Source organism: Streptomyces sp. NPDC006743 (genome assembly GCF_040703815.1).
Classification (GTDB): domain Bacteria; phylum Actinomycetota; class Actinomycetes; order Streptomycetales; family Streptomycetaceae; genus Streptomyces.
This window is the reverse complement of the sequence record NZ_JBEYJA010000045.1, coordinates 1-18,947: the sequence shown is the minus strand read 5'-3', so window position 1 is coordinate 18,947 and position 18,947 is coordinate 1. Positions and strand designations below refer to the sequence as shown.

Annotated in this window: 18 protein-coding genes; 10 read left to right on the top strand and 8 right to left on the bottom strand. The window is 73.7% G+C overall.

Going from position 1 to position 18,947, the window contains the following annotated elements; all coding sequences use genetic code 11:
* Positions 1 to 203: 203 nt before the first annotated feature.
* Positions 204 to 1,166: an RNA polymerase sigma factor SigF gene (locus ABZ719_RS28675; protein ID WP_366728072.1), complete on the top strand. Its 963-nt coding sequence runs from the start codon at positions 204 to 206 to the stop codon at positions 1,164 to 1,166.
* Between the two features lie 39 nt (positions 1,167 to 1,205).
* On the opposite strand, the gene hutI is transcribed toward ABZ719_RS28675, so the two are convergent.
* The 4 genes from hutI to hutU form a co-directional block, all read right to left on the bottom strand.
* Positions 1,206 to 2,411 (bottom strand): imidazolonepropionase, encoded by a 1,206-nt coding sequence (gene hutI / locus ABZ719_RS28670; RefSeq protein WP_366728071.1) that lies wholly within the window; start codon positions 2,409 to 2,411, stop codon positions 1,206 to 1,208.
* A 26-nt stretch (positions 2,412 to 2,437) separates the two neighbouring features.
* Entirely contained in the window at positions 2,438 to 3,787 is a 1,350-nt protein-coding gene (locus ABZ719_RS28665) for a formimidoylglutamate deiminase (protein WP_366728070.1), read from the bottom strand.
* Complete coding sequence (locus ABZ719_RS28660; RefSeq protein ID WP_366728069.1) at positions 3,784 to 4,986, bottom strand: allantoate amidohydrolase; 1,203 nt, start codon at positions 4,984 to 4,986, stop codon at positions 3,784 to 3,786. The genes ABZ719_RS28665 and ABZ719_RS28660 overlap by 4 nt, the downstream gene beginning before the upstream one ends.
* Positions 4,987 to 5,174: 188 nt before the next feature.
* A complete protein-coding gene (gene hutU / locus ABZ719_RS28655) occupies positions 5,175 to 6,839 on the bottom strand; it encodes a urocanate hydratase (RefSeq protein WP_366728068.1) in 1,665 nt (554 codons plus the stop codon).
* Between the two features lie 585 nt (positions 6,840 to 7,424).
* Here hutU and ABZ719_RS28650 point away from each other — a divergent pair.
* From ABZ719_RS28650 to ABZ719_RS28635, 4 genes are read left to right on the top strand one after another with little or no spacing between them, the layout of a single operon-like run.
* Positions 7,425 to 7,820, top strand: coding sequence for a hypothetical protein (locus ABZ719_RS28650; protein ID WP_037852888.1), 396 nt, complete (start codon positions 7,425 to 7,427; stop codon positions 7,818 to 7,820).
* The gene (locus ABZ719_RS28645; protein ID WP_366728067.1) at positions 7,817 to 8,785 is read left to right on the top strand and encodes a hypothetical protein; all 969 of its coding nucleotides are present in this window, start codon (positions 7,817 to 7,819) and stop codon (positions 8,783 to 8,785) included. Before ABZ719_RS28650 ends, ABZ719_RS28645 begins: the two co-directional genes overlap by 4 nt.
* Positions 8,786 to 8,798: 13 nt before the next feature.
* A complete protein-coding gene (locus tag ABZ719_RS28640; RefSeq protein ID WP_366728066.1) occupies positions 8,799 to 9,452 on the top strand; it encodes a roadblock/LC7 domain-containing protein in 654 nt (217 codons plus the stop codon).
* A gap of 23 nt (positions 9,453 to 9,475) precedes the next feature.
* A complete protein-coding gene (locus ABZ719_RS28635) occupies positions 9,476 to 9,850 on the top strand; it encodes a hypothetical protein (RefSeq protein WP_366728065.1) in 375 nt (124 codons plus the stop codon).
* Positions 9,851 to 10,112: 262 nt separating this feature from the next.
* Here the strand turns inward: ABZ719_RS28635 and ABZ719_RS28630 are convergent, their stop codons facing one another.
* Both ABZ719_RS28630 and ABZ719_RS28625 read right to left on the bottom strand, forming a co-directional pair.
* A complete protein-coding gene (locus ABZ719_RS28630; protein WP_366728109.1) occupies positions 10,113 to 10,634 on the bottom strand; it encodes a hypothetical protein in 522 nt (173 codons plus the stop codon).
* Positions 10,635 to 10,871: 237 nt separating this feature from the next.
* Complete coding sequence (locus tag ABZ719_RS28625; protein WP_366728064.1) at positions 10,872 to 11,714, bottom strand: MurR/RpiR family transcriptional regulator; 843 nt, start codon at positions 11,712 to 11,714, stop codon at positions 10,872 to 10,874.
* A 370-nt stretch (positions 11,715 to 12,084) separates the two neighbouring features.
* On the opposite strand from ABZ719_RS28625, the gene ABZ719_RS28620 reads away from it, so the two are divergent.
* Positions 12,085 to 12,510 (top strand): hypothetical protein, encoded by a 426-nt coding sequence (locus ABZ719_RS28620; protein WP_366728108.1) that lies wholly within the window; start codon positions 12,085 to 12,087, stop codon positions 12,508 to 12,510.
* Positions 12,511 to 12,995: 485 nt separating this feature from the next.
* Here the strand turns inward: ABZ719_RS28620 and ABZ719_RS28615 are convergent, their stop codons facing one another.
* Positions 12,996 to 14,387 carry a cystathionine beta-synthase gene (locus tag ABZ719_RS28615; protein ID WP_366728063.1) on the bottom strand — a complete coding sequence of 464 codons (1,392 nt, stop codon included), beginning with the start codon at positions 14,385 to 14,387 and terminating at the stop codon, positions 12,996 to 12,998.
* A 159-nt stretch (positions 14,388 to 14,546) separates the two neighbouring features.
* Between ABZ719_RS28615 and ABZ719_RS28610 the strand changes: the two genes are divergently transcribed.
* The 3 genes from ABZ719_RS28610 to ABZ719_RS28600 all read left to right on the top strand — a co-directional run bounded on the left by ABZ719_RS28610 (position 14,547) and on the right by ABZ719_RS28600 (position 18,120).
* Positions 14,547 to 15,572 carry an SGNH/GDSL hydrolase family protein gene (locus ABZ719_RS28610; RefSeq protein ID WP_366728062.1) on the top strand — a complete coding sequence of 342 codons (1,026 nt, stop codon included), beginning with the start codon at positions 14,547 to 14,549 and terminating at the stop codon, positions 15,570 to 15,572.
* Positions 15,573 to 15,757: 185 nt separating this feature from the next.
* The gene (locus ABZ719_RS28605; protein WP_366728061.1) at positions 15,758 to 16,978 is read left to right on the top strand and encodes an acetyl-CoA C-acetyltransferase; all 1,221 of its coding nucleotides are present in this window, start codon (positions 15,758 to 15,760) and stop codon (positions 16,976 to 16,978) included.
* 314 nt (positions 16,979 to 17,292) lie between these two features.
* A complete protein-coding gene (locus ABZ719_RS28600; protein ID WP_366728060.1) occupies positions 17,293 to 18,120 on the top strand; it encodes a hypothetical protein in 828 nt (275 codons plus the stop codon).
* 33 nt (positions 18,121 to 18,153) lie between these two features.
* Here ABZ719_RS28600 and ABZ719_RS28595 read toward each other — a convergent pair whose 3' ends face one another.
* A complete protein-coding gene (locus ABZ719_RS28595) occupies positions 18,154 to 18,465 on the bottom strand; it encodes a hypothetical protein (RefSeq protein ID WP_366728059.1) in 312 nt (103 codons plus the stop codon).
* A gap of 98 nt (positions 18,466 to 18,563) precedes the next feature.
* Between ABZ719_RS28595 and ABZ719_RS28590 the strand changes: the two genes are divergently transcribed.
* A complete protein-coding gene (locus ABZ719_RS28590; protein ID WP_037852866.1) occupies positions 18,564 to 18,791 on the top strand; it encodes a DUF4287 domain-containing protein in 228 nt (75 codons plus the stop codon).
* The last annotated feature ends 156 nt before the right edge of the window (positions 18,792 to 18,947 follow it).

The following is an 18,947-nucleotide window of genomic DNA, read 5'->3' as shown; positions in this document are numbered from 1 at the left end:
ACGCCCTCGAACACTACGCCTTCCCCGACCGCTCCGACACCCGAACAACCGCACACAAACGGACATATGTCCACAGAACGCACTTGCGGTCGTGTCGGGAAAGCGGGTAGGGCTAGTAGGGACACGTAACCGACACGGCCGGCTTTGGAGGCGCCGCACACCGCAGTGCACGAACTGGCTTCGGCAGCCATATGCCGAGAACGATGGAGGACATCATGTCACCCCGGCTCGACGCCTCGCATACCCAGACGGCGACGTCGACACTCCCTCCGGACCGCCTCGATCCCCTCGCCCCCGACGACGGCGTACGCGCCGGACGGAGCGGCCCCGCCGCCGCACCGGCGGGAGAACCGCCCGCCGCGCTGGCCGGGCTCCCTGACATCCCCCCGTACGACGAAGTGGCCCCGGACGACGCACGGGCCCTGTCCAAGACCCTCTTCGAGCGGCTGGAGTCCCTCGAGGAAGGCACGCACGCGTACGCCTACGTCCGCAACACCCTCGTCGAACTCAACCTGGCGCTGGTCAAGTTCGCCGCCTCCCGCTTCCGCTCCCGCAGCGAGCCGATGGAGGACATCATCCAGGTCGGCACCATCGGCCTGATCAAGGCGATCGACCGCTTCGAACTCTCCCGCGGCGTCGAGTTCCCCACCTTCGCGATGCCTACCATCATCGGCGAGATCAAGCGCTTCTTCCGGGACACCTCGTGGTCCGTGCGCGTGCCGCGCCGGCTGCAGGAGCTGCGGCTCGACCTGGCCAAGGCCGGTGACGAACTGGCCCAGCGCCTCGACCGCGCCCCCACGGTGGCGGAGCTGGCCCGCCATCTCGGTCTGACCGAGGACGAGGTGGTGGAGGGCATGGCCGCGTCCAACGCCTACACCGCCTCGTCGCTGGACGCGCAGCCGGACGACGACGATTCCGAGGGGACCCTCGCCGACCGTATCGGCTACGAGGACCACGGGATCGAGGGCATCGAGTACGTCGAGTCGCTCAAGCCGCTGATCGCCGAACTGCCCGCGCGGGACCGGAAGATCCTCTCGCTGCGGTTCGTCGCCAACATGACCCAGTCGGAGATCGGCGAGGAGCTGGGCATCTCCCAGATGCACGTCTCACGGCTGCTGTCGCGGACGCTGGTACGGCTGCGCAAGGCGCTGACGGTCGAGGAGTGACCGCCGGCCCGGCCCCCGCCCTGGGGGCCGGTTTTCGGCTCAGACCTCGCGCACGCCGCGTCGCCACACCTGGCTCACCAGGGGCACGCCCGGACGGTAGGCCAGGTGGACGTGGCTCGGGGCGTCCAGGACGAGCAGGTCGGCGCGGGCACCGGGCGTGAGGCGGCCGACGTCGGTGCGGCGCAGGGCCGCCGCCCCGCCCGCCGTCGCCGACCAGACCGCCTCGTCGGGGGTCATGCCCATGTCCCGTACGGCGAGCGCGATGCAGAACGGCACCGACGAGGTGTACGACGAGCCCGGGTTGCAGTCGGTGGACAGGGCGACCGTGGCCCCCGCGTCCAGCAGCCGGCGGGCGTCGGGCCACTGGGCGCGGGTGGAGAACTCGGCGCCGGGCAGCAGCGTGGCGACGGTGTCGCTGTGCGCCAGGGCGTCGACGTCCGCGTCCGTCAGGTGGGTGCAGTGGTCGGCGCTGGCCGCGTCCAGCTCCACGGCGAGCTGCACACCGGGGCCGTAGGACAGCTGGTTGGCGTGGATGCGCGGGTGCAGTCCCTTCGCCCGGCCGGCGGTGAGGATCGCACGGGCCTGGTCGCCGTCGAAGGCGCCCTTCTCGCAGAAGACGTCGATCCAGCGGGCGTGCGGGGCGCACGCCTCCAGCATCTCGCCGGTGACCAGTTCCACGTAGGCCGCCGGGTCCTCGGCGTGGTCCGGGGGGACGATGTGGGCGCCGAGGTAGGTGACCTCGTCGGTGTGCGCGGCGGCGATGCGCAGGGCGCGGGACTCGTCGGGGACGGTCAGGCCGTAGCCGGACTTCGTCTCGAACGTGGTCGTGCCCTGCCGCAGGGCCTCGGCGAGATGACGGGTGAGGTTGGCCTCCAGTTCCCCGTCGCCGGCGGCGCGGGTGGCGGCGACCGTGGTGCGGATGCCGCCGGCGCTGTAGGCCCGGCCGGACATCCGGGCGTTGAACTCCTCGGTGCGGTCGCCCGCGAAGAGCAGGTGGGAGTGGGAGTCCACGAAGCCCGGCAGCACCGCCCGGCCGCCCGCGTCGACCCGGTTGTCAGTGGCGGGTGCTTTGCTTGATTCACCGGTCCACGCGATGCGGTCGCCCTCGATGACGACGGCCGCGTCCCGGACCAGGCCGAGGGGGGACGGCGTGTCACCGAGGGAGGGGTCGTTGGTGACCAGTGTGGCGATGTTGGTGATGACGGTGCTGGTGCCGGTGCTGCTGCCGGCGTTCCTGCTGCTCATGGTGTCCTCGGGGATGACGGTGGGGTTCAGCCGCGCAGGGCTTCGACCGCTGCGGCCAGCTCTGACGGCACGTCGGGGACCAGGGCGTGCGCCCCGTCGCGTACGACATGGCGCCCGCCCACGACCGTATGGCGCACGTCCGCCGCGCTCGCGGCGAATACGGCCGTCTCGGCGCCCAGCCGTGGCAGCGGCCCCACTGTCCTGACCGAGTCCAGCGCGATCGTCGTGAAGTCGGCGAGGGCGCCCGCGGTGAGGCTGCCCGCGTCGTCCCAGCCGAGGGCGGCGTGACCGTCCCCGGTGGCCGCGCGCAGCAGGGCGGCGGCCGTCCAGTGGCCGCGGGTGCGGCTGCGCAGGCGCTCGTTCAGCTCCATCGCGCGGGCCTCTTCGAACAGGTCGATGACGGCGTGGCTGTCGGAGCCGAGGCTGAGGGGGGAGCCGGCGCGCTGGAGGGCGGGGGCCGGGCCGATGCCGTCGGCGAGGTCGCGTTCGGTCGTCGGGCACATGCAGGTGCCGGTGCCGGTGGTGCCGAGCAGGGCGATGTCGTCCTCGGTGAGGTGGGTGTTGTGCACGCCGGTGGTGCGCGGGCCGAGGACGCCGTGGTCGGCCAGCAGCCGGGTGGGGGTGCACCCGTGGGCGTGCAGGCAGGCGTCGTTCTCCGCGGTCTGCTCGGAGAGGTGGACGTGGAGCGGGGCCCGCCGCTCCTCGGCCCAGCGCGCCACCGTGGCCAGTTCCCGCGCGGGCACCGCCCGCACCGAGTGCACGGCGGCACCGATCCGCGCGTGATCCCGTTCCTTGAGAACTGAACAGCGTTCGGCCCAGGCCTCGGCCGTCCCGTCGGAGAAGCGTCTTTGGTGCTCGTCGGGCGGCTGCCCGAAGCCGGCGGAGAGATAGCAGGTGTCGAGGAGGGTGATGCGGATGCCGGCTTCGGCGGCGGCCTCGACCAGGGCCTCGCCCATCGCGTTCGGGTCGGCGTAGCGGGCGCCGCCGGGCGCGTGGTGCACGTAGTGGAACTCGCCGACGGCGGTGATCCCGGCGAGCGCCATCTCGGCGTACACCGCGCGGGCCAGGGCCCGGTAGGTGTCCGGGGTGAGCCGGTCGGCGGTGGCGTACATGACCTCGCGCCAGGTCCAGAAGGTGCCGGAGCCGACCTGGACGGTGCCGCGCAGCGCCCGGTGGAAGGCGTGGCTGTGCGCGTTGGCCAGGCCGGGGAGCGTGAGGCCGCGCAGGGGTTCGGCGCCCGGCGGCGGGGCGGCGACCCCCGTGCGGACGGCCGCGATGCGGCCGTCGCGCACGTCGAGCGCCACGTCCGGCTCGACGTGCGTGCCGAGCCAGGCGTGCTCCAGCCAGTACGTCCGTGTCCGCTCGGTGGTGGTCACGTGCAGGCCAGTCCTTCCAGTACGTCGGCGAGGGCGCGCACCCCGGCCACGCAGTCGTCCTCGGCGGCGAACTCGGCCGGGGAGTGCGAGACACCGGTGGGGTTGCGCACGAACAGCATGGCGGTCGGGATGCTCCCGGACAGGATCCCCGCGTCGTGTCCGGCCCCTGTGCCGAGGACGGGCACCTTCAGGCCGGCGCGGTGGCCCAGGATGCGGGCGAGTTCGTCGCGCAGGGCGTGGTCGAACTCGACGACGGGCGTGAAGGACTCGCGGACCACGTCGAGGTCGATGCCGTGCGCCGCCGCGTACGCGCGGGCCGCCTTCTCCACGCCGGTGACCACCGTGTCCAGGGTGGCCTGGTCGGCGGCGCGGGAGTCGAGCCAGCCGCGCACCAGGGACGGGATCGCGTTGACGCCGTTCGGCTCCACGGCGATCTTGCCGAAGGTGGCCACGGCGCCGGCGAGTTCGGCCTCGCGGCGGGCGGCGAGCACTGTCTCGGCGTACGACAGCATCGGGTCGCGCCGGTCGGCCAGCCGGGTGGTGCCGGCGTGGTTGGCCTCGCCGCGGAAGTCGAACCGCCACCGCCCATGGGGCCAGATCGCGCTGGCCACGCCGACCGGGTCGCCGGTCAGGTCCAGGGCGCGGCCCTGTTCGACGTGGAGTTCGACGAAGGCGCCGATGCGGGAGAGACGTTCCGGGTCCGGGCCGATGGCGTCCGGGTCGTAGCCGGCGGCCTCCATGGCGCGGGGCAGCGTGGTCCCGTCGCCGTCGGTGAGCCGGTGCGCCTGCTCGACGGTGAGCTGCCCGGCGGTCAGCCGCGAGCCGACGCAGGCGAGCCCGAAGCGGGCGCCCTCCTCGTCGCCGAAGTTGACGAGGGCCAGCGGCTTGCCGAACTGTGCTCCCCTGCGGCGCAGTTCGTCGAGCGCGGCGAACGCCGACACCACCCCGAGGGGCCCGTCGAAGGCCCCGCCGTCGGGTACGGAGTCCAGGTGGGAGCCGGCCACGACGGCGTCCCCGGCGGCCGGGTCACCGAGCCAGGCCCACTGGTTGCCGTTGCGGTCGACCTCGTAGGCCAGTCCGCGCGCGCGGGCCTGCTCCTCGAACCAGGCCCGGCACTCGGCGTCGGCCCCGGTCCAGGCGAAGCGCCGGTAACCGCCGGACCCGGCGTGCCGCCCGATGGGGGCGAGGTCGCGCCACATCTCGTGGAAGGACGCGCCGGCGCCCCCTGCGCGCGGTGCAAAGTCGTTCCGCGCCGCGCCGGGGGTCCCCGCCGGGCCGGCGTTCGCCGCCGGCCCGGCGGGGAGGGCGGGCGCGGCAGGACCCGCGCCCGGGGGCCGGGTTCCGGGTCCCGCCGGCCGGTCGCCCGCGCGCCCGCCGTCCCGCACGGTCACGCGCCCTCACCCTCACGCATCGGCACGCGCACGCCGCGCTCGTCGGCGACGGAGTCGGCGATGTCGTACCCGGCGTCCACGTGCCGGATGACGCCCATGCCGGGGTCGTTGGTGAGGACGCGGCGGATCTTCTCCCCCGCGAGCTTCGTGCCGTCGGCGACCGTCACCTGCCCGGCGTGGATCGAGCGGCCCATGCCGACGCCGCCGCCGTGGTGGATGGACACCCAGGAGGCACCGGAGGCCACGTTGACCATGGCGTTCAGCAGCGGCCAGTCGGCGATGGCGTCGGAGCCGTCGAGCATGGCCTCGGTCTCGCGGTACGGGGAGGCGACGGAACCGCAGTCGAGGTGGTCGCGGCCGATGACGACCGGCGCGGCCAGCTCACCGCTCGCGACCATGTCGTTGAAGCGCTCGCCGGCCTTGTCGCGCTCGCCGTAGCCGAGCCAGCAGATACGGGCGGGCAGGCCCTGGAAGTGGACGCGCTCGCCGGCCATCTTGATCCAGCGGGCCAGGGACTCGTTCTCCGGGAAGAGGTCCAGGATCGCCTTGTCGGTCTTGGCGATGTCGGCGGGGTCGCCGGACAGGGCGGCCCAGCGGAAGGGGCCCTTGCCCTCGCAGAACAGCGGGCGGATGTAGGCGGGGACGAAGCCGGGGAAGGCGAACGCCCGCTCGTACCCGGCCAGCTGGGCCTCACCGCGGATGGAGTTGCCGTAGTCGAAGACCTCGGCCCCGGCGTCCTGGAAGCCGACCATGGCCTCGACGTGCCTGGCCATCGACTCACGGGCGCGGGCGGTGAAGCCGGCCGGGTCCTTGGCGGCGGCGTCGGCCATGTCCTCGAAGGCGACGCCTACGGGCAGGTAGGCCAGCGGGTCGTGGGCGCTGGTCTGGTCGGTGACGATGTCGATGGGCGCGCTCATGGCGAGGAGCTGCGGGACCAGTTCGGCGGCGTTGCCGAGGACGCCGATGGACAGCGGCCTGCGCTGGTCGCGGGCCTCGGTGGCGAGCTGGAGGGCGTGCTCCAGGCTGTCGGCCCGCACGTCGAGGTAGCGGTGCTCGATGCGGCGGTCGATGGCGCGCGGGTCGCAGTCGATGCAGAGGGCGACGCCGTCGTTCATCGTCACGGCGAGCGGCTGGGCGCCGCCCATGCCGCCGAGGCCGGCGGTGAGGGTGATGGTCCCGGCGAGCGTGCCGCCGAACTTCTTCGCGGCGACGGCGGCGAAGGTCTCGTAGGTGCCCTGGAGGATGCCCTGGGTGCCGATGTAGATCCAGGAGCCGGCGGTCATCTGCCCGTACATGGTCAGGCCGAGGGCCTCCAGGCGGCGGAACTCCTCCCAGTTGGCCCAGTCGCCGACGAGGTTGGAGTTGGCGATCAGGACGCGCGGGGCCCACTCGTGGGTCTGCATGACGCCGACGGGGCGGCCGGACTGCACGAGCATGGTCTCGTCGGCCTTGAGGGTCCTCATGGTGCGGACCATGGCGTCGAAGGAGCGCCAGTCGCGGGCGGCCTTGCCGGTGCCGCCGTAGACGACGAGCTTGTCGGGGTGCTCGGCGACCTCGGGGTCGAGGTTGTTCTGCAGCATCCGCAGGGCGGCCTCCTGCTGCCATCCCAGGGCGCTCAGTTCCGTGCCGCGCGGTGCTCGAACGGGGCGGGGTCCTGACATGGTCTGCCTCCTGGCGGTTGCTCCCGAGGGATTGTTACGGCTTCTATTCACATCCTGACCCGTTGAATAGAACTAGTCAATACGTCATCGGGGGAGACACGGAGGAGCCCTGCGGGAGCCGGCGGAGCCCTGCGCGAGGGGCGCGGGGCGGGGACGCGGAGTGCGGGATGGGCGGAAGGGGCGGGGGACGGAAGGGGCGGGGTGACGGGCGGGGCACCCACAGGGGATCAGCGGTGCGGACCACCGGGCCCGGCCGTTGAGGGAGTCCAGCCGGCGGCTGGGCGTGCCGCCGACGGGTGCCCTGCTGTCGAGGGCGGGCGTGTCACCCGGCGGGTGTCCTCCTGCCGAGGGAGGGCGTGCCGCCAGGGGTTGGGGGGTGCGGAGGGCGGGCGTGCTGCCAGGGACGGGGGGCTGCCGCGAGGGCGTACTGCCGTGTGCGGGGGGCGTGTTGCCGGGGTCAGCCGACCCACGTTAGTTCCTCGGGCGCATGTTCCACTGGAAAATGCCGTAACCCCCACCGCCCCCGCACACCCTGCGTAGCGTCTGCCTCACTCAGCCGAAACCCCAGGCGGGAGGGGAACGACCGTGCCCGGAATCGACGAGTGCCTGCTGGAAGCCATGCGGTTGCCCGGAGCGCGGGGCGCCGCGCTGGTCGACTGGACGAGCGGGCTGGCCCTGGGCGCCGTCGGGGAGCCCCCGGGCGGCGACCACGAGACCACCGCGGCGGAAGCCGCGGAACTGGCCCGGCTGGCCGCGGAACACGGCGCGTTCGCCGCGGCCGACGACCCCGAGGGAGGCGACCGCCCGCCGGTCGAGGACCTGATCGTCAGCAACCGCGACAGCTACCACCTGCTGCGCTTCGTGGACACCACGTTCGACAGCAGCGTGTTCCTGCACCTGTGGCTGACCCGCGCCGAGGGCAACCTCGCCCTCGCCCGCATACGCCTGGGCGAGATGGCCGAGCGGCTGGTGCTGGGATGACCGTGGTCGACACTCCTCCCCCGCTGCCCGTGCGGGACAGAGCGGACAGCGAGCGGGCCTGGGGCGGCGTCTCACCGATGCTGACCCGCCTGGCGGCCGAGCGGGCCACCGGCCTCCTCGTCCGCGAACGCGGCACGCTCCACCTCGACGAGGGCCGCGTGGCACACGCCGAGAGCCCGCTGGCCCCCGGGCTGGACATACTCCTCACCACCCACGGCACGCTGCGCCCCGAGGTCTGGCGGGACGCCGTCTCCCGGGCCGGCGGCCCGCCGGGCGCGGCGCAGGTCCTGCTGGCCGACGGCCGCCTCACCGAGGGTGCCCTGCACCTGTGCCACCTCGGCACGCTCTACGACGCCGCCTACTTCGTCCTCGCGCCGAGCAGCACCCCGGGCCGCTTCCGCTACGGGGCCGCCGCCCACCGACTCGGCACCGTCCCGACGGTCCCGGTCGACGCCCTGGAGCGCGCGACCCTGCGTCGGCGTGCGCTGCTGGACCGCATCTGGCCCGACGCGCGGCCGGACAGCGCCCCGCTGCTGCGGACCTCCGTCACCGCCGCACCGCGGCTGACCTCCCGTCAGCGGGCCCTGCTGGACCTGGTCGACGGCACCCGCACGGCCGCCGACCTGGCCCGGGACCTGGGGCGGCAGGCGTTCCACACCCTGGTGGACGTGCGGCGCCTGGCCGCCGCGGGCCTCCTCGCACCACAGCGGCGGCCGGACCCACCGCCCGGAACGCCCGGCCCGCCGGACCCGTATGCGGCGCCGGTGCCCGCCTTCCCCGGCCCCCCGGACACACGGCTCACGGAGACCGGCCCCCCGGACACCGGGCCGGGGGACACCGGGCCCACGGTCGCCCTGCCGTCGCCCGCCGGCTCCGCCGACCCCTGGCTCACGCAGCCGGCGCACGGCACCGACCCCCACATCACGCTGCTGAAGAGGCTCAGGGATGCGCTGGAGGCCCTTTGAGAGGAGACACCGGATGGCAGCCGAGCCCGAGATCCTGGAGGAACTGCGGCGGCTGAGGGCGCGCGTACCCCAGCTCACCGGCGCGCTGGCGGCGAGCGTCGACGGCCTGGTCCTGGCCCACGACACCCCGGGCGTGGAACCGGAGGGCGTGGCGGCCCTGACCGCGACCGCGCTGGGTGTGGCCGTCCGCATGGCGGACGTGACCGGCCGGGGCGGGCTGCGTGAACTGCTGGTACGGGGCGTGCACGGCTACGTCGCCACCTACGCGGCGGGACGCGGCGCCGTGCTGACGCTGCTCGCCGAGGACCGCGTCAACGTCGGCCGCCTCCATCTGGAGGGCCGCCGGGCCGGGGCCCGTATCGGCGAACTGGTCGACGCCGGGGCGGCGGCAGCCGTCCCCGGCAGGGCCCCGGCCAGACCGGTGAAACCGCCCGCGCGCCCCGCTCCCCTGCGGACGAGGACCCCGCGTGCGCCCCGCACCACCTCGACGGCCGCAACCGCCGCGCCCACCGAATCCACCGAATCCCCCGAATGCCCCGAACCGGCCTCGTCCACCGCGGGCGCCGCACCCGGCGCCGAACCGGGCGCCGCCCCCGGCGGTCCGGCCACCCCAGGCATCCCGCCGGGCGGTCACGCGCCCGCCGGCACCGCCACCACCGAAAGCTGACGAAGGAAAAAGGAGAGACGGCCATGGCCAACACCGAGACCTGCCTGAAGGAAGCGCTCGCCTCCATCGAGGGTGCCACCGGCGTCGCGCTCGTCGACTACACCACCGGTATGGCGCTGGGCACGATGGGCGGCAGCAAGACCTTCGACCTGAACGTCGCCGCCGCCGGCAACACCGATGTCGTACGGGCCAAGATGCGCACCATGGAGCACCTCGGCCTCAAGGGGCAGATCGAGGACATCCTGATCACCCTGACCGACCAGTACCACGTGATCCGCCTGATCAGCGGACGGAGCGGCAACGGGCTCTTCCTCTACCTCGTGCTGGACGCGAAGCGGGCCAACCTGGCGATGGCCCGCCACCAGCTCAAGCGCATCGAGGAGGACCTGGAGGTCTGAGCCGCCGGACGGCAGGCGCGAGCCGGACGGCAGGCGCGAGCCTGGCGGCGCCCCGAGCCGGATGGCGGGCACGAGCCAGGCGGCAGGCGCCAGACGGACCGCAGCCCCGAGCCGGAGTGCGGGCACGAGCCAGGCGGCAGCCCCGAGCCGGACCGCAGCCCGAGCCAGACGGCTCGGAGTCGCCCCCGTCCCCGGCCGTACGGCGCGCCGGTATGCCGAGAGGCCGTAGCGAACGAGGCCCTGCCGGCAGGGCGAGGCCGTACTAGACGAGTGCCGCGGTGCGGCGGCGGGTCCCTCCGGGGGCCGCGTCGCCCGCCGCGATGCCCGTGCTGCGGTAGGCCCTGACCGCCTTGCCCGCCGGGCGCCCGCCGTCCCGGCCGAGCCAGTCCACGCGCACCCACAGCAGCGCGTCCCCGGCCCGTTCGCGCCGTCCGAGCCAGGCGGCCTTGAGCCGCAGCCCGGTCCCGGCGCCCGCCAGGAGCATGCCGCCGGCCGCCGGCAGGGCGAAGGAACTGCCCAGCGCGGCCGCGAACGCCAGCAGCAGCCACCAGCGGTGCCCCCGGCGCCAGGCGCGGACGCTGACCGCGCGGTCCTGGAGCACGTCGTGCCGTCCGGCTCGGGCGGCACCCCGGGCGAGCGCGAGGTAGCGGCGGCGCCGCGCGCAGGCCACGACGGCCGCGGCCACCAGGAACAGCGCGGCTCCCGACAGCACCCCGATCCGCCGCCCGGTCAGCCCCGGCGGCAGCGCTCCGGCCCCCGCGGCGACCACCCCCAGCCACCACATCGGTGCCGCCCCGGCCCGGACGACGACGGCCACCCGGGCCAGCCCCCGTCCGCCACGGTCTCCACGCTCTCCTCGGCCCCCACGGTCCCCGCGCGTTCCGCGTGCCACGTGCTGCCTCCTTCTCTCCCCGGCACCCTCCGGTCGGTCCGGGCGGGAGGCTAGCGAGCGTTCGTGAGACGAGTCTGAGAGCACCGAGCCCGCGAACACGGGACCAAGAGATCGCAGTCCCCGGTCCGTTCAGTCCTCGAACAGTCCGCGGGCCGCCGCCTTCGCGTCGAACTCCTCCAGCCGTGCCTGCGCGTCGGGCAGGTCGTCGCACATGGCCTCCAGGAGCACCCGGCCCAGCAGCATCGGGGCGCAGGCGGTGTCGAAGGCGAGCCCGGTGCCGACGGCCGCGGGCAGCAGCAGGTCGGAGTGGCGGGCGACGGGGGCGAACGCCGAGTCGGCGACGGTGACGACGGCCAGACCGGCCTGCCGGGCGTAGGCGAGGGTCTCCACCACCTCGCGCGGGTGGCGCGGCAGCGCGAAGCACAGCAGCGCCGACGCCCCGGCCCGTACGGCGCCGTCGATGCGGTCCTGGATCATCGTGCCGCCCTCGTCGAGCAGCCGTACGTCCGGGTGCACCTTGGCGGCGAAGTACGCGAAGCCGTACGCCTGGGAGGCCGCGGCCCGCAGGCCCAGGACCGGCAGCGGGCGCGAGGCGGCCAGGAGGCGGCCCGCCTCCTGCACCGGCCCCGGGTCGGCCAGGGCCTCGGCCAGGTGGCGGAGGTTCTCGATCTCCGCCTCGACGGCCTGCTGGTACTCGTTGGCCGAGGCGGGGCGGTCCGCCGGTTCGGCGGGCGCCACCTCGCGCAGGTGCCGGCGCAGCGCCGGGTAGCCGTCGAAGCCGAGCGCGACCGCGAAGCGGGTGACCGACGGCTGGCTGACCCCGGCGAGTTCGGCCAGCTCGACGCTGGACAGGAACGGCACCTCGGCGGCGCGCCGGACCATGCTGTGCGCGATGCGCCGCTGGGTCGGCGTGAGCCGGTGCCCCTCGAAGAGCGCCTGCAGCCGTGCGGCAGGGCTGTCGGTCACGCTCATGACGTGCTCCCCCTCCAGAAGTCGTCGACGCCCCGGGAGAGTACTCCCCGACCAGTTGGTATTCAGACACCAAGAACTCTGCATGAAGTCATACAGGCCGGGCAAGGAAACCACCAAGTACCACCAAGTGTCGCCCGGTCGGCGCGGTGCGTGACCGTCTGCGTGCTGATCCTGGACGGACGCGGTGCGCGCGACCCCTGCGACCGCGGACCGGCCCCGACCCGGGGCCGTTGCGACGGCCACCGCCGTCGGCGTGCCCACCGCAGCCGCAGTCCGGGTGACGCCGACGGCGGCCGGCCCCCGGCGGGCAGGGGGGCTAGCCCCAGTGCGCCGGGCCGCCGCGCTGCCTAGCCTGGTCGGCATGACCGGAATGGACACGCGGGACACCGATCTGAAGAAGGAACTCAACGCCACCCTGCAGGCCCGCGGGGAACTGGGCGCCGAGTACGAGTCCGCGCTGGTCGACTCGTTCCTGGAGAAGGTCGACCAGCGCATCGACGGCGCCGTGGAGCGCCGCCTGCGGCGTCACCTCGCCGAGCAGCAGATGACGGCGACCCGCGGCGCCCGCTCGCCCCGGGCCACCGACTCCTTCGGCGAGCGTTTCGGCTTCGGCATCGTCTCCCTGGTGCTGGCCGTGCCGCTCTCCGCCATCGGTGCCGGCACCGCCCACCTGCCCGGCCTGATCGTCGCCTGGGCCGGGATCGTCGGCGTCAACGCCGTCCAGGCCGCCCGGACGAACCCGGGCCTCTTCGGCCGGCGCCACCGCCCCTCCGGGAACGACGACTGGGACGACTGACACCAGGCAGGCACGGCAGGCAGCTGACCCCGGCAGGCACGCTGCGCGGCCGCCGGCCCGCGCAGCGCCGCCGGGGAAGGTGCGCGGGACCGGCGCAGGAGAGGTGCGCGGGGACCGCCGCACCCCCAGCACTGGGGGGCGGGACGACGGCGGTCCCCGCGGGGGACGCGGGCCGGGTCAGGCCGGGCCCTGCGTCCGGGGCGTCCATGGAGGTCCGGGAGCCGCTCCGGTTGTCCTTGACGCCGTATCGGGTCGCCGGCCCGGAGGAAGTGCCTTCCCGGAGCGTGTCGTGACGCCCGGGCGGTGGCCCCGCCTCCCTGCCGACAACCACCACTGTGCCGGACGCGTGTTAAGCGGGTGCTGCGGGCACGTGACACCCGCGTAGCGCTTGCGCGACCGCCCCTCGGCCGCAGGTCACCGCGCGTTCCCCTGGACCGGGCCGCCCCCGTTCACCGGGCGTCCCTCCTGCTCGCGGCGGGCGTCCGCTACTGCTTGCCGCCCTTGGCGAGGAAGGCCAGCAGGTCCTGACGGCTGACCACGCCGGTCGGCTTGCCCTCCACCAGGACGATCGCCGCGTCCGCGGTGCCGAGCACCGTCATGAGGTCGGCGACCGGCTCGCCCGAGCCGACCTGCGGCAGCGGGGCGCACAGGTGCTTCTCCAGCGGGTCCTCCAGCGAGGCCCGCTTGGTGAACAGGGCGTCCAGCAGCTCTCGTTCGACGACGGAGCCGACCACCTCGGCGGCCATGACGTCGGGGTGCCCGGCGCCCGGCTTCACGATGGGCATCTGCGAGACGCCGTACTCCCGCAGCACCTCGATGGCCTGACCGACCGTCTCGTCCGGGTGCATGTGGACGAGGGAGGGGATGGAGCCGCCCTCCTTGTCGCTGAGCACGTCGCCGACGCGGGCGCTCGGGCCCTCGTCCTCCAGGAAGCCGTAGTCGGCCATCCACTCGTCGTTGAAGATCTTCGAGAGGTACCCGCGCCCGCTGTCGGGCAGCAGCACCACGACGACGTCGTCCGGGCCGAGCCGCTCGGCCACCTCCAGCGCCGCGACGACCGCCATGCCGCAGGAGCCGCCGACCAGCAGGCCCTCCTCCTTGGCCAGGCGGCGGGTCATCTGGAAGGAGTCCTTGTCGGAGACGGCGACGATCTCGTCGGCCACGTCCCGGTCGTAGGCGGTGGGCCAGAAGTCCTCACCGACGCCCTCGACGAGGTACGGCCGCCCGGAGCCGCCGGAGTACACCGAGCCCTCGGGGTCGGCGCCGACGACCTTGACCCGGCCGTCGCTGACGTCCTTGAGGTAGCGGCCGGTGCCGGAGATGGTGCCGCCGGTGCCGACGCCCGCCACGAAGTGGGTGATCTTCCCCTCGGTCTGCTCCCACAGCTCGGGGCCGGTGGAGTGATAGTGCGAGAGCGGGTTGTGGGGGTTGGAGTACTGGTCGGGCTTCCAGGCGCCGGGGGTCTCCCGCACGAGGCGGTCGGAGACGTTGTAGTAGGAGTCCGGGTGCTCGGGCGCCACGGCCGTCGGGCACACCACGACCTCCGCGCCGTAGGCGCGCAGCACGTTGATCTTGTCGGTGGAGACCTTGTCCGGGCAGACGAAGATGCACTTGTAGCCCTTCTGCTGGGCCACGATGGCAAGTCCCACCCCGGTGTTCCCGCTGGTCGGCTCGACGATCGTGCCCCCCGGCTTCAGCTCGCCGCTCTGCTCGGCCGCCTCGATCATGCGCAGGGCGATGCGGTCCTTCACGGAGCCGCCCGGGTTGAAGTACTCGACCTTGGCCAGGACGGTCGCCTTGATGCCCTTGGTGACGCTGTTGAGCCGTACCAGCGGGGTGTTGCCGACGAGGCTGATCATCGAGTCGTGGAATCGCACCGTTGTCTCCGGTCGCTGCAAAAGGTGTGGTCGTGGTGGTTCCGCCAGCCTAAAGGCTGGGACTGCGCCCGGGGCGGCTGTTCACTCCCTGTCGAGATTGGGCGACGGTCGGTACGGGGCAAGCACTGGGTGGACGGCTATGCGGGAGGTGGCGGCGGCATGACGAGCATGTCGAGGGCGCGGGTGGCCCGGCGGATCGCGGCCGGCGCGGCGTACGGGGGCGGCGGGCTGGGGCTGGTCGGGGCCGCCGCCGTGGGGCTGCTGGTGGCCGAGGTGCAGATGGCCAGGCGCCATGTGGGCAACGGCACGGACAACCACGTACCGGTCGCCGCCGGTCTGTACGGCCAGGTCTACGACACCCCCGGCGCACCGCCGCTGCGGCTGACCATGCTCGGTGACTCCACGGCCGCGGGGCAGGGCGTCCACCGGGCGGGGCAGACCCCGGGCGCGCTGCTGGCGTCCGGACTGGCGGCGGTGGCCGAGCGTCCGGTGCGGCTGCGCAACGTCGCGGTGCCCGGCGCCCGCTCCGACGACCTGGACCGCCAGGTGGCCCTGGTGCTGGCCGGCCCGGACCAGGTGCCGGACGTCTGCGTGATCATGATCGGCGCGAACGGCGTCACCCACCGGATGCCGCCGACGCGTTCGGTGCGCCATCTGTCGGCGGCGGTACGGCGGCTGCGCACGGCCGGGGCGGAAGTGGTGGTCGGCACCTGCCCCGACCTGGGCACGATCGAGCCGGTGCAGCAGCCGCTGCGCTACCTGGCCCGGCGCGCCTCACGGCAACTGGCGGCGGCGCAGACGATCGGGGTGGTGGAGCAGGGCGGCCGCACCGTGTCGCTGGGCGACCTGCTGGGCCCGGAGTTCGCGGCCAACCCGCGCGAGCTGTTCGGCCCCGACAACTACCACCCGTCCGCCGAGGGGTACGCCACGGCGGCGATGGCGGTGCTGCCGACGGTGTGCGCGGCGCTCGGTCTGTGGCCGGCGGAGGAGGAACGGCCGGACGTGTCGCGGCGCGAGGGCTTCCTGCCGGTGGCGCGGGCGGCGGCGGAGGCGGCGTCCGAGGCGGGCACGGAGGTCGCGGCCGCGATGCCGACCGGCCCGCGCGGCCCCTGGGCCCTCCTCAAACGCCGCCGGCGCCGGCGGGTCACGGAACCCGGCCCGGCCCAGGTCACCCCCTCGGCGTGAGCGCGCCGCCGTGGACCGGCGGCCCGGCGGCGCGGCACCCTCGCGCCGATCGTCCGCCGCCCAGCAAAGCAAGCGCTTAGAAAACTGCGGTCAGGGTCACACCGCCATCCCCGTGACCAGGACCATACGTACGGGTAACTTCCCATCCAGCCCTGCCCGTCCTCTCCCCCTCCCGTGGAGCCGTGATGCCCGAAGCCGTCATCGTCTCGACCGCCCGCTCGCCCATCGGCCGCGCCTTCAAGGGCTCCCTCAAGGACCTGCGCCCGGACGACCTCACCGCCACGATCATCCAGGCCGCGCTCGCCAAGGTCCCCGAGCTGGACCCGCGGGACATCGACGACCTGATGCTCGGCTGCGGTCTGCCCGGCGGCGAGCAGGGCAACAACCTCGGCCGGATCGTCGCCGTGCAGATGGGCATGGACCACCTGCCCGGCTGCACGATCACCCGCTACTGCTCCTCCTCGCTGCAGACCTCCCGCATGGCGCTGCACGCCATCAAGGCGGGCGAGGGCGACGTGTTCATCTCGGCCGGTGTCGAGATGGTCTCCCGCTTCACCAAGGGCAACTCCGACAGCCTGCCGGACACGCACAACCCGTTCTTCGCCGAGGCGGAGGCCCGTACCGCCGCCGTCGCCGAGCAGGAGGGCACGACCTGGCACGACCCGCGCGAGGACGGCCTGGTCCCGGACGCCTACATCGCGATGGGCCAGACCGCCGAGAACCTGGCCCGGCTCAAGGGCGTCACCCGCCAGGACATGGACGAGTTCGGCATCCGCTCGCAGAACCTGGCCGAGCAGGCCATCAAGAACGGCTTCTGGGAGCGGGAGATCACCCCGGTGACGCTGCCCGACGGCACGGTCGTCGGCAAGGACGACGGCCCGCGCGCCGGCGTGACCATGGAGGGCGTGGCCGGGCTCAAGCCGGTCTTCCGCCCCGACGGCCTGGTCACCGCCGGAAACTGCTGCCCGCTCAACGACGGCGCCGCCGCGCTCGTCATCATGTCCGACACCAAGGCCCGTGAGCTGGGCCTGACCCCGCTCGCCCGGATCGTCTCCACCGGCGTCTCCGGCCTGTCCCCGGAGATCATGGGCCTCGGCCCGGTCGAGGCCAGCAGGCAGGCGCTGCGGCGGGCCGGTCTGACCATCGACGACATCGACCTGGTGGAGATCAACGAGGCGTTCGCCGCCCAGGTGATCCCCTCCTACCGCGACCTCGGCATCGACCTCGACAAGCTCAACGTCAACGGCGGCGCCATCGCGGTCGGCCACCCGTTCGGCATGACCGGCGCGCGCATCACCGGCACGCTGATCAACTCCCTGCAGTGGCACGACAAGCAGTTCGGTCTGGAGACGATGTGCGTCGGCGGCGGCCAGGGCATGGCGATGGTCGTCGAGCGCCTCAGCTGACCCTTCCGCCCCACCCGCACGGCCACTTGATGCACCGTCAGTGGCCGCCATAGCACCCACCGTGAACGAACGGCCCGGAATCCGGAAAACTCGCGGATTCCGGGCCGTTCTGTGATCCAATCTCCCCCAGAGTGTGACCTATCTCCCTCGGGGAGGAGATCTCCGCAGGTCAGCGATGGCCCCACTGGCGGCTCAAGCGTCCCGCACGCCACATTCCTGTCCGTTTCGTGACGTTACGCACTGACAGCTTGATAGTCCACCCTTCAAGCTGATGTAGGAAGTCGGGGGTCGACCATGAACCCGGGAGTACGTCAGTGAGCGCCATGCCCATCGCCCTGCTGGTCACCACGGCCGCCACCGGCGCCGTGGGCGTCGCCGTCCTGCGCACCCTCTTCGCCCTGCGCCGCCAGGTCACGGCCCTGCAGAACCAGCTCGCCGAGAACCACGCCGTCACCGCGCGCGCCCTGCTGCCCGCCGCCCGCGGGCACGCCGACACCGAGCAGATACGCACCGCGGTGGTCCAGGCGCTCGCGGAGGAGCGGGAGCGGGAACTCGCCGAGGCGCGCGCCTTCTGGGCCGCCCAGGAGGCGCGGGACGCCGCCGACACCCCGTCCCTGCTCGGACTGCCCGACAGCGAGCTGTTCCTGCCGCGCCAGGCCGACCTGGCCGGCCTGGAGTACCTGGAGCCGGTGACCGAGTCCGGCGCGGAGGCCGACGAGTTCTCCGGTCTGTCCGGCAAGGACCCGGCCGCGGGCACCGCGGGCGACTCCCCTGAGCTGGCCGCGGCCCGCCGCCGCCACCCCTCGCACCCGGACTTCACCCCGCACCCCTCTCCGGTCGTGGGCGACCACGAGCGCACCGTCGCCACGCTGGAGGAGCTGGCCGACGAGCGGGTCGCGCTGGCCGACGTCCGCCCGGGCCCGCTGGGCACCCTCGACGTCTACGTCTTCGCCGACGGTACGACGCTGTGCATGACCCCGGGCCACCGCGAGACCGCGGAACGGCTGGCCGCGGCGCTGCAGGCGGGCGAGTCCCCGGTGCTGCTGGGCGGCTCGGGCGTGTCGGGCGCCTACACCCTGACCTTCGCCTGCGGCGAGGAGAACGTGTACATCCTGGCGGACCGGGTCATCGCCTCGCTCTGAGGGGCTGATCCGGTGTCCTGCTCGCGCGGGCGGTCACACGCCCGCGCGTTTCTGTGCCTCCTCCACCAGCCGTACCGCCTCCTCGACCTCGGCGTCGCTGGTGAGCAGGAGCGCCAGATCGTGTCCGGCGACGGTCACCTGGTCCGCCGCCGCGAACATCCCGGCGTCGGGCATCTCGCGCGGCTCGGCCCCGGGGTCCTCCAGCAGTTGCGCCCGCCGGGCGAACTCCCTGGCCAGCCCCAGCGCCTCGGCGGCGCCCGCGCGCTGGAGCCGGCTCTGCGGAGCCGCCCTCAGACGGTCGGCGAAGTGATCCACTGCCCGGGTCAGAGATGTCGTGTCCACCACGCCGCGAGACTACGCGCCGCACCCGGACTGTTGCCAACGCGGCGCCGCTCAGGCACGGTGACGTGAAGGACCGGCTTCGAAAGCGTCCGGAGGCGCCGATGTCCCAAGTCTTCTCCGAAGAGACCCACCGCAATCTGCTCGCCCGCATCCCCCAGTGCACCGGTCGTGAGGTCTCCGACTGGCTGCGCACCGTCGAGGAAGGCCCCGCCCTCTGCTTCGAGGAGCGGCTCAGCTGGCTCCGCCAGGAGCACAACCTCGCGTACGGCCACGCCAAGGCGATCATCCACGAGTACGACCTGAGAAGGGCCGCGCGCAAACTGCTCTGACGGGCGCCACGGGTGAACGCGCAGGCGGTGCGCCCGTACACGCGCAAGGGCCCCGGCCGAACTTGGGTTCTAACGGTCCTCGCAACACCCGCGATCTGTGGGAGTTGCGAGGACCGTGGCCGTTGGGCGCGATGATCTTTCGGGGCTGCGGGAGCG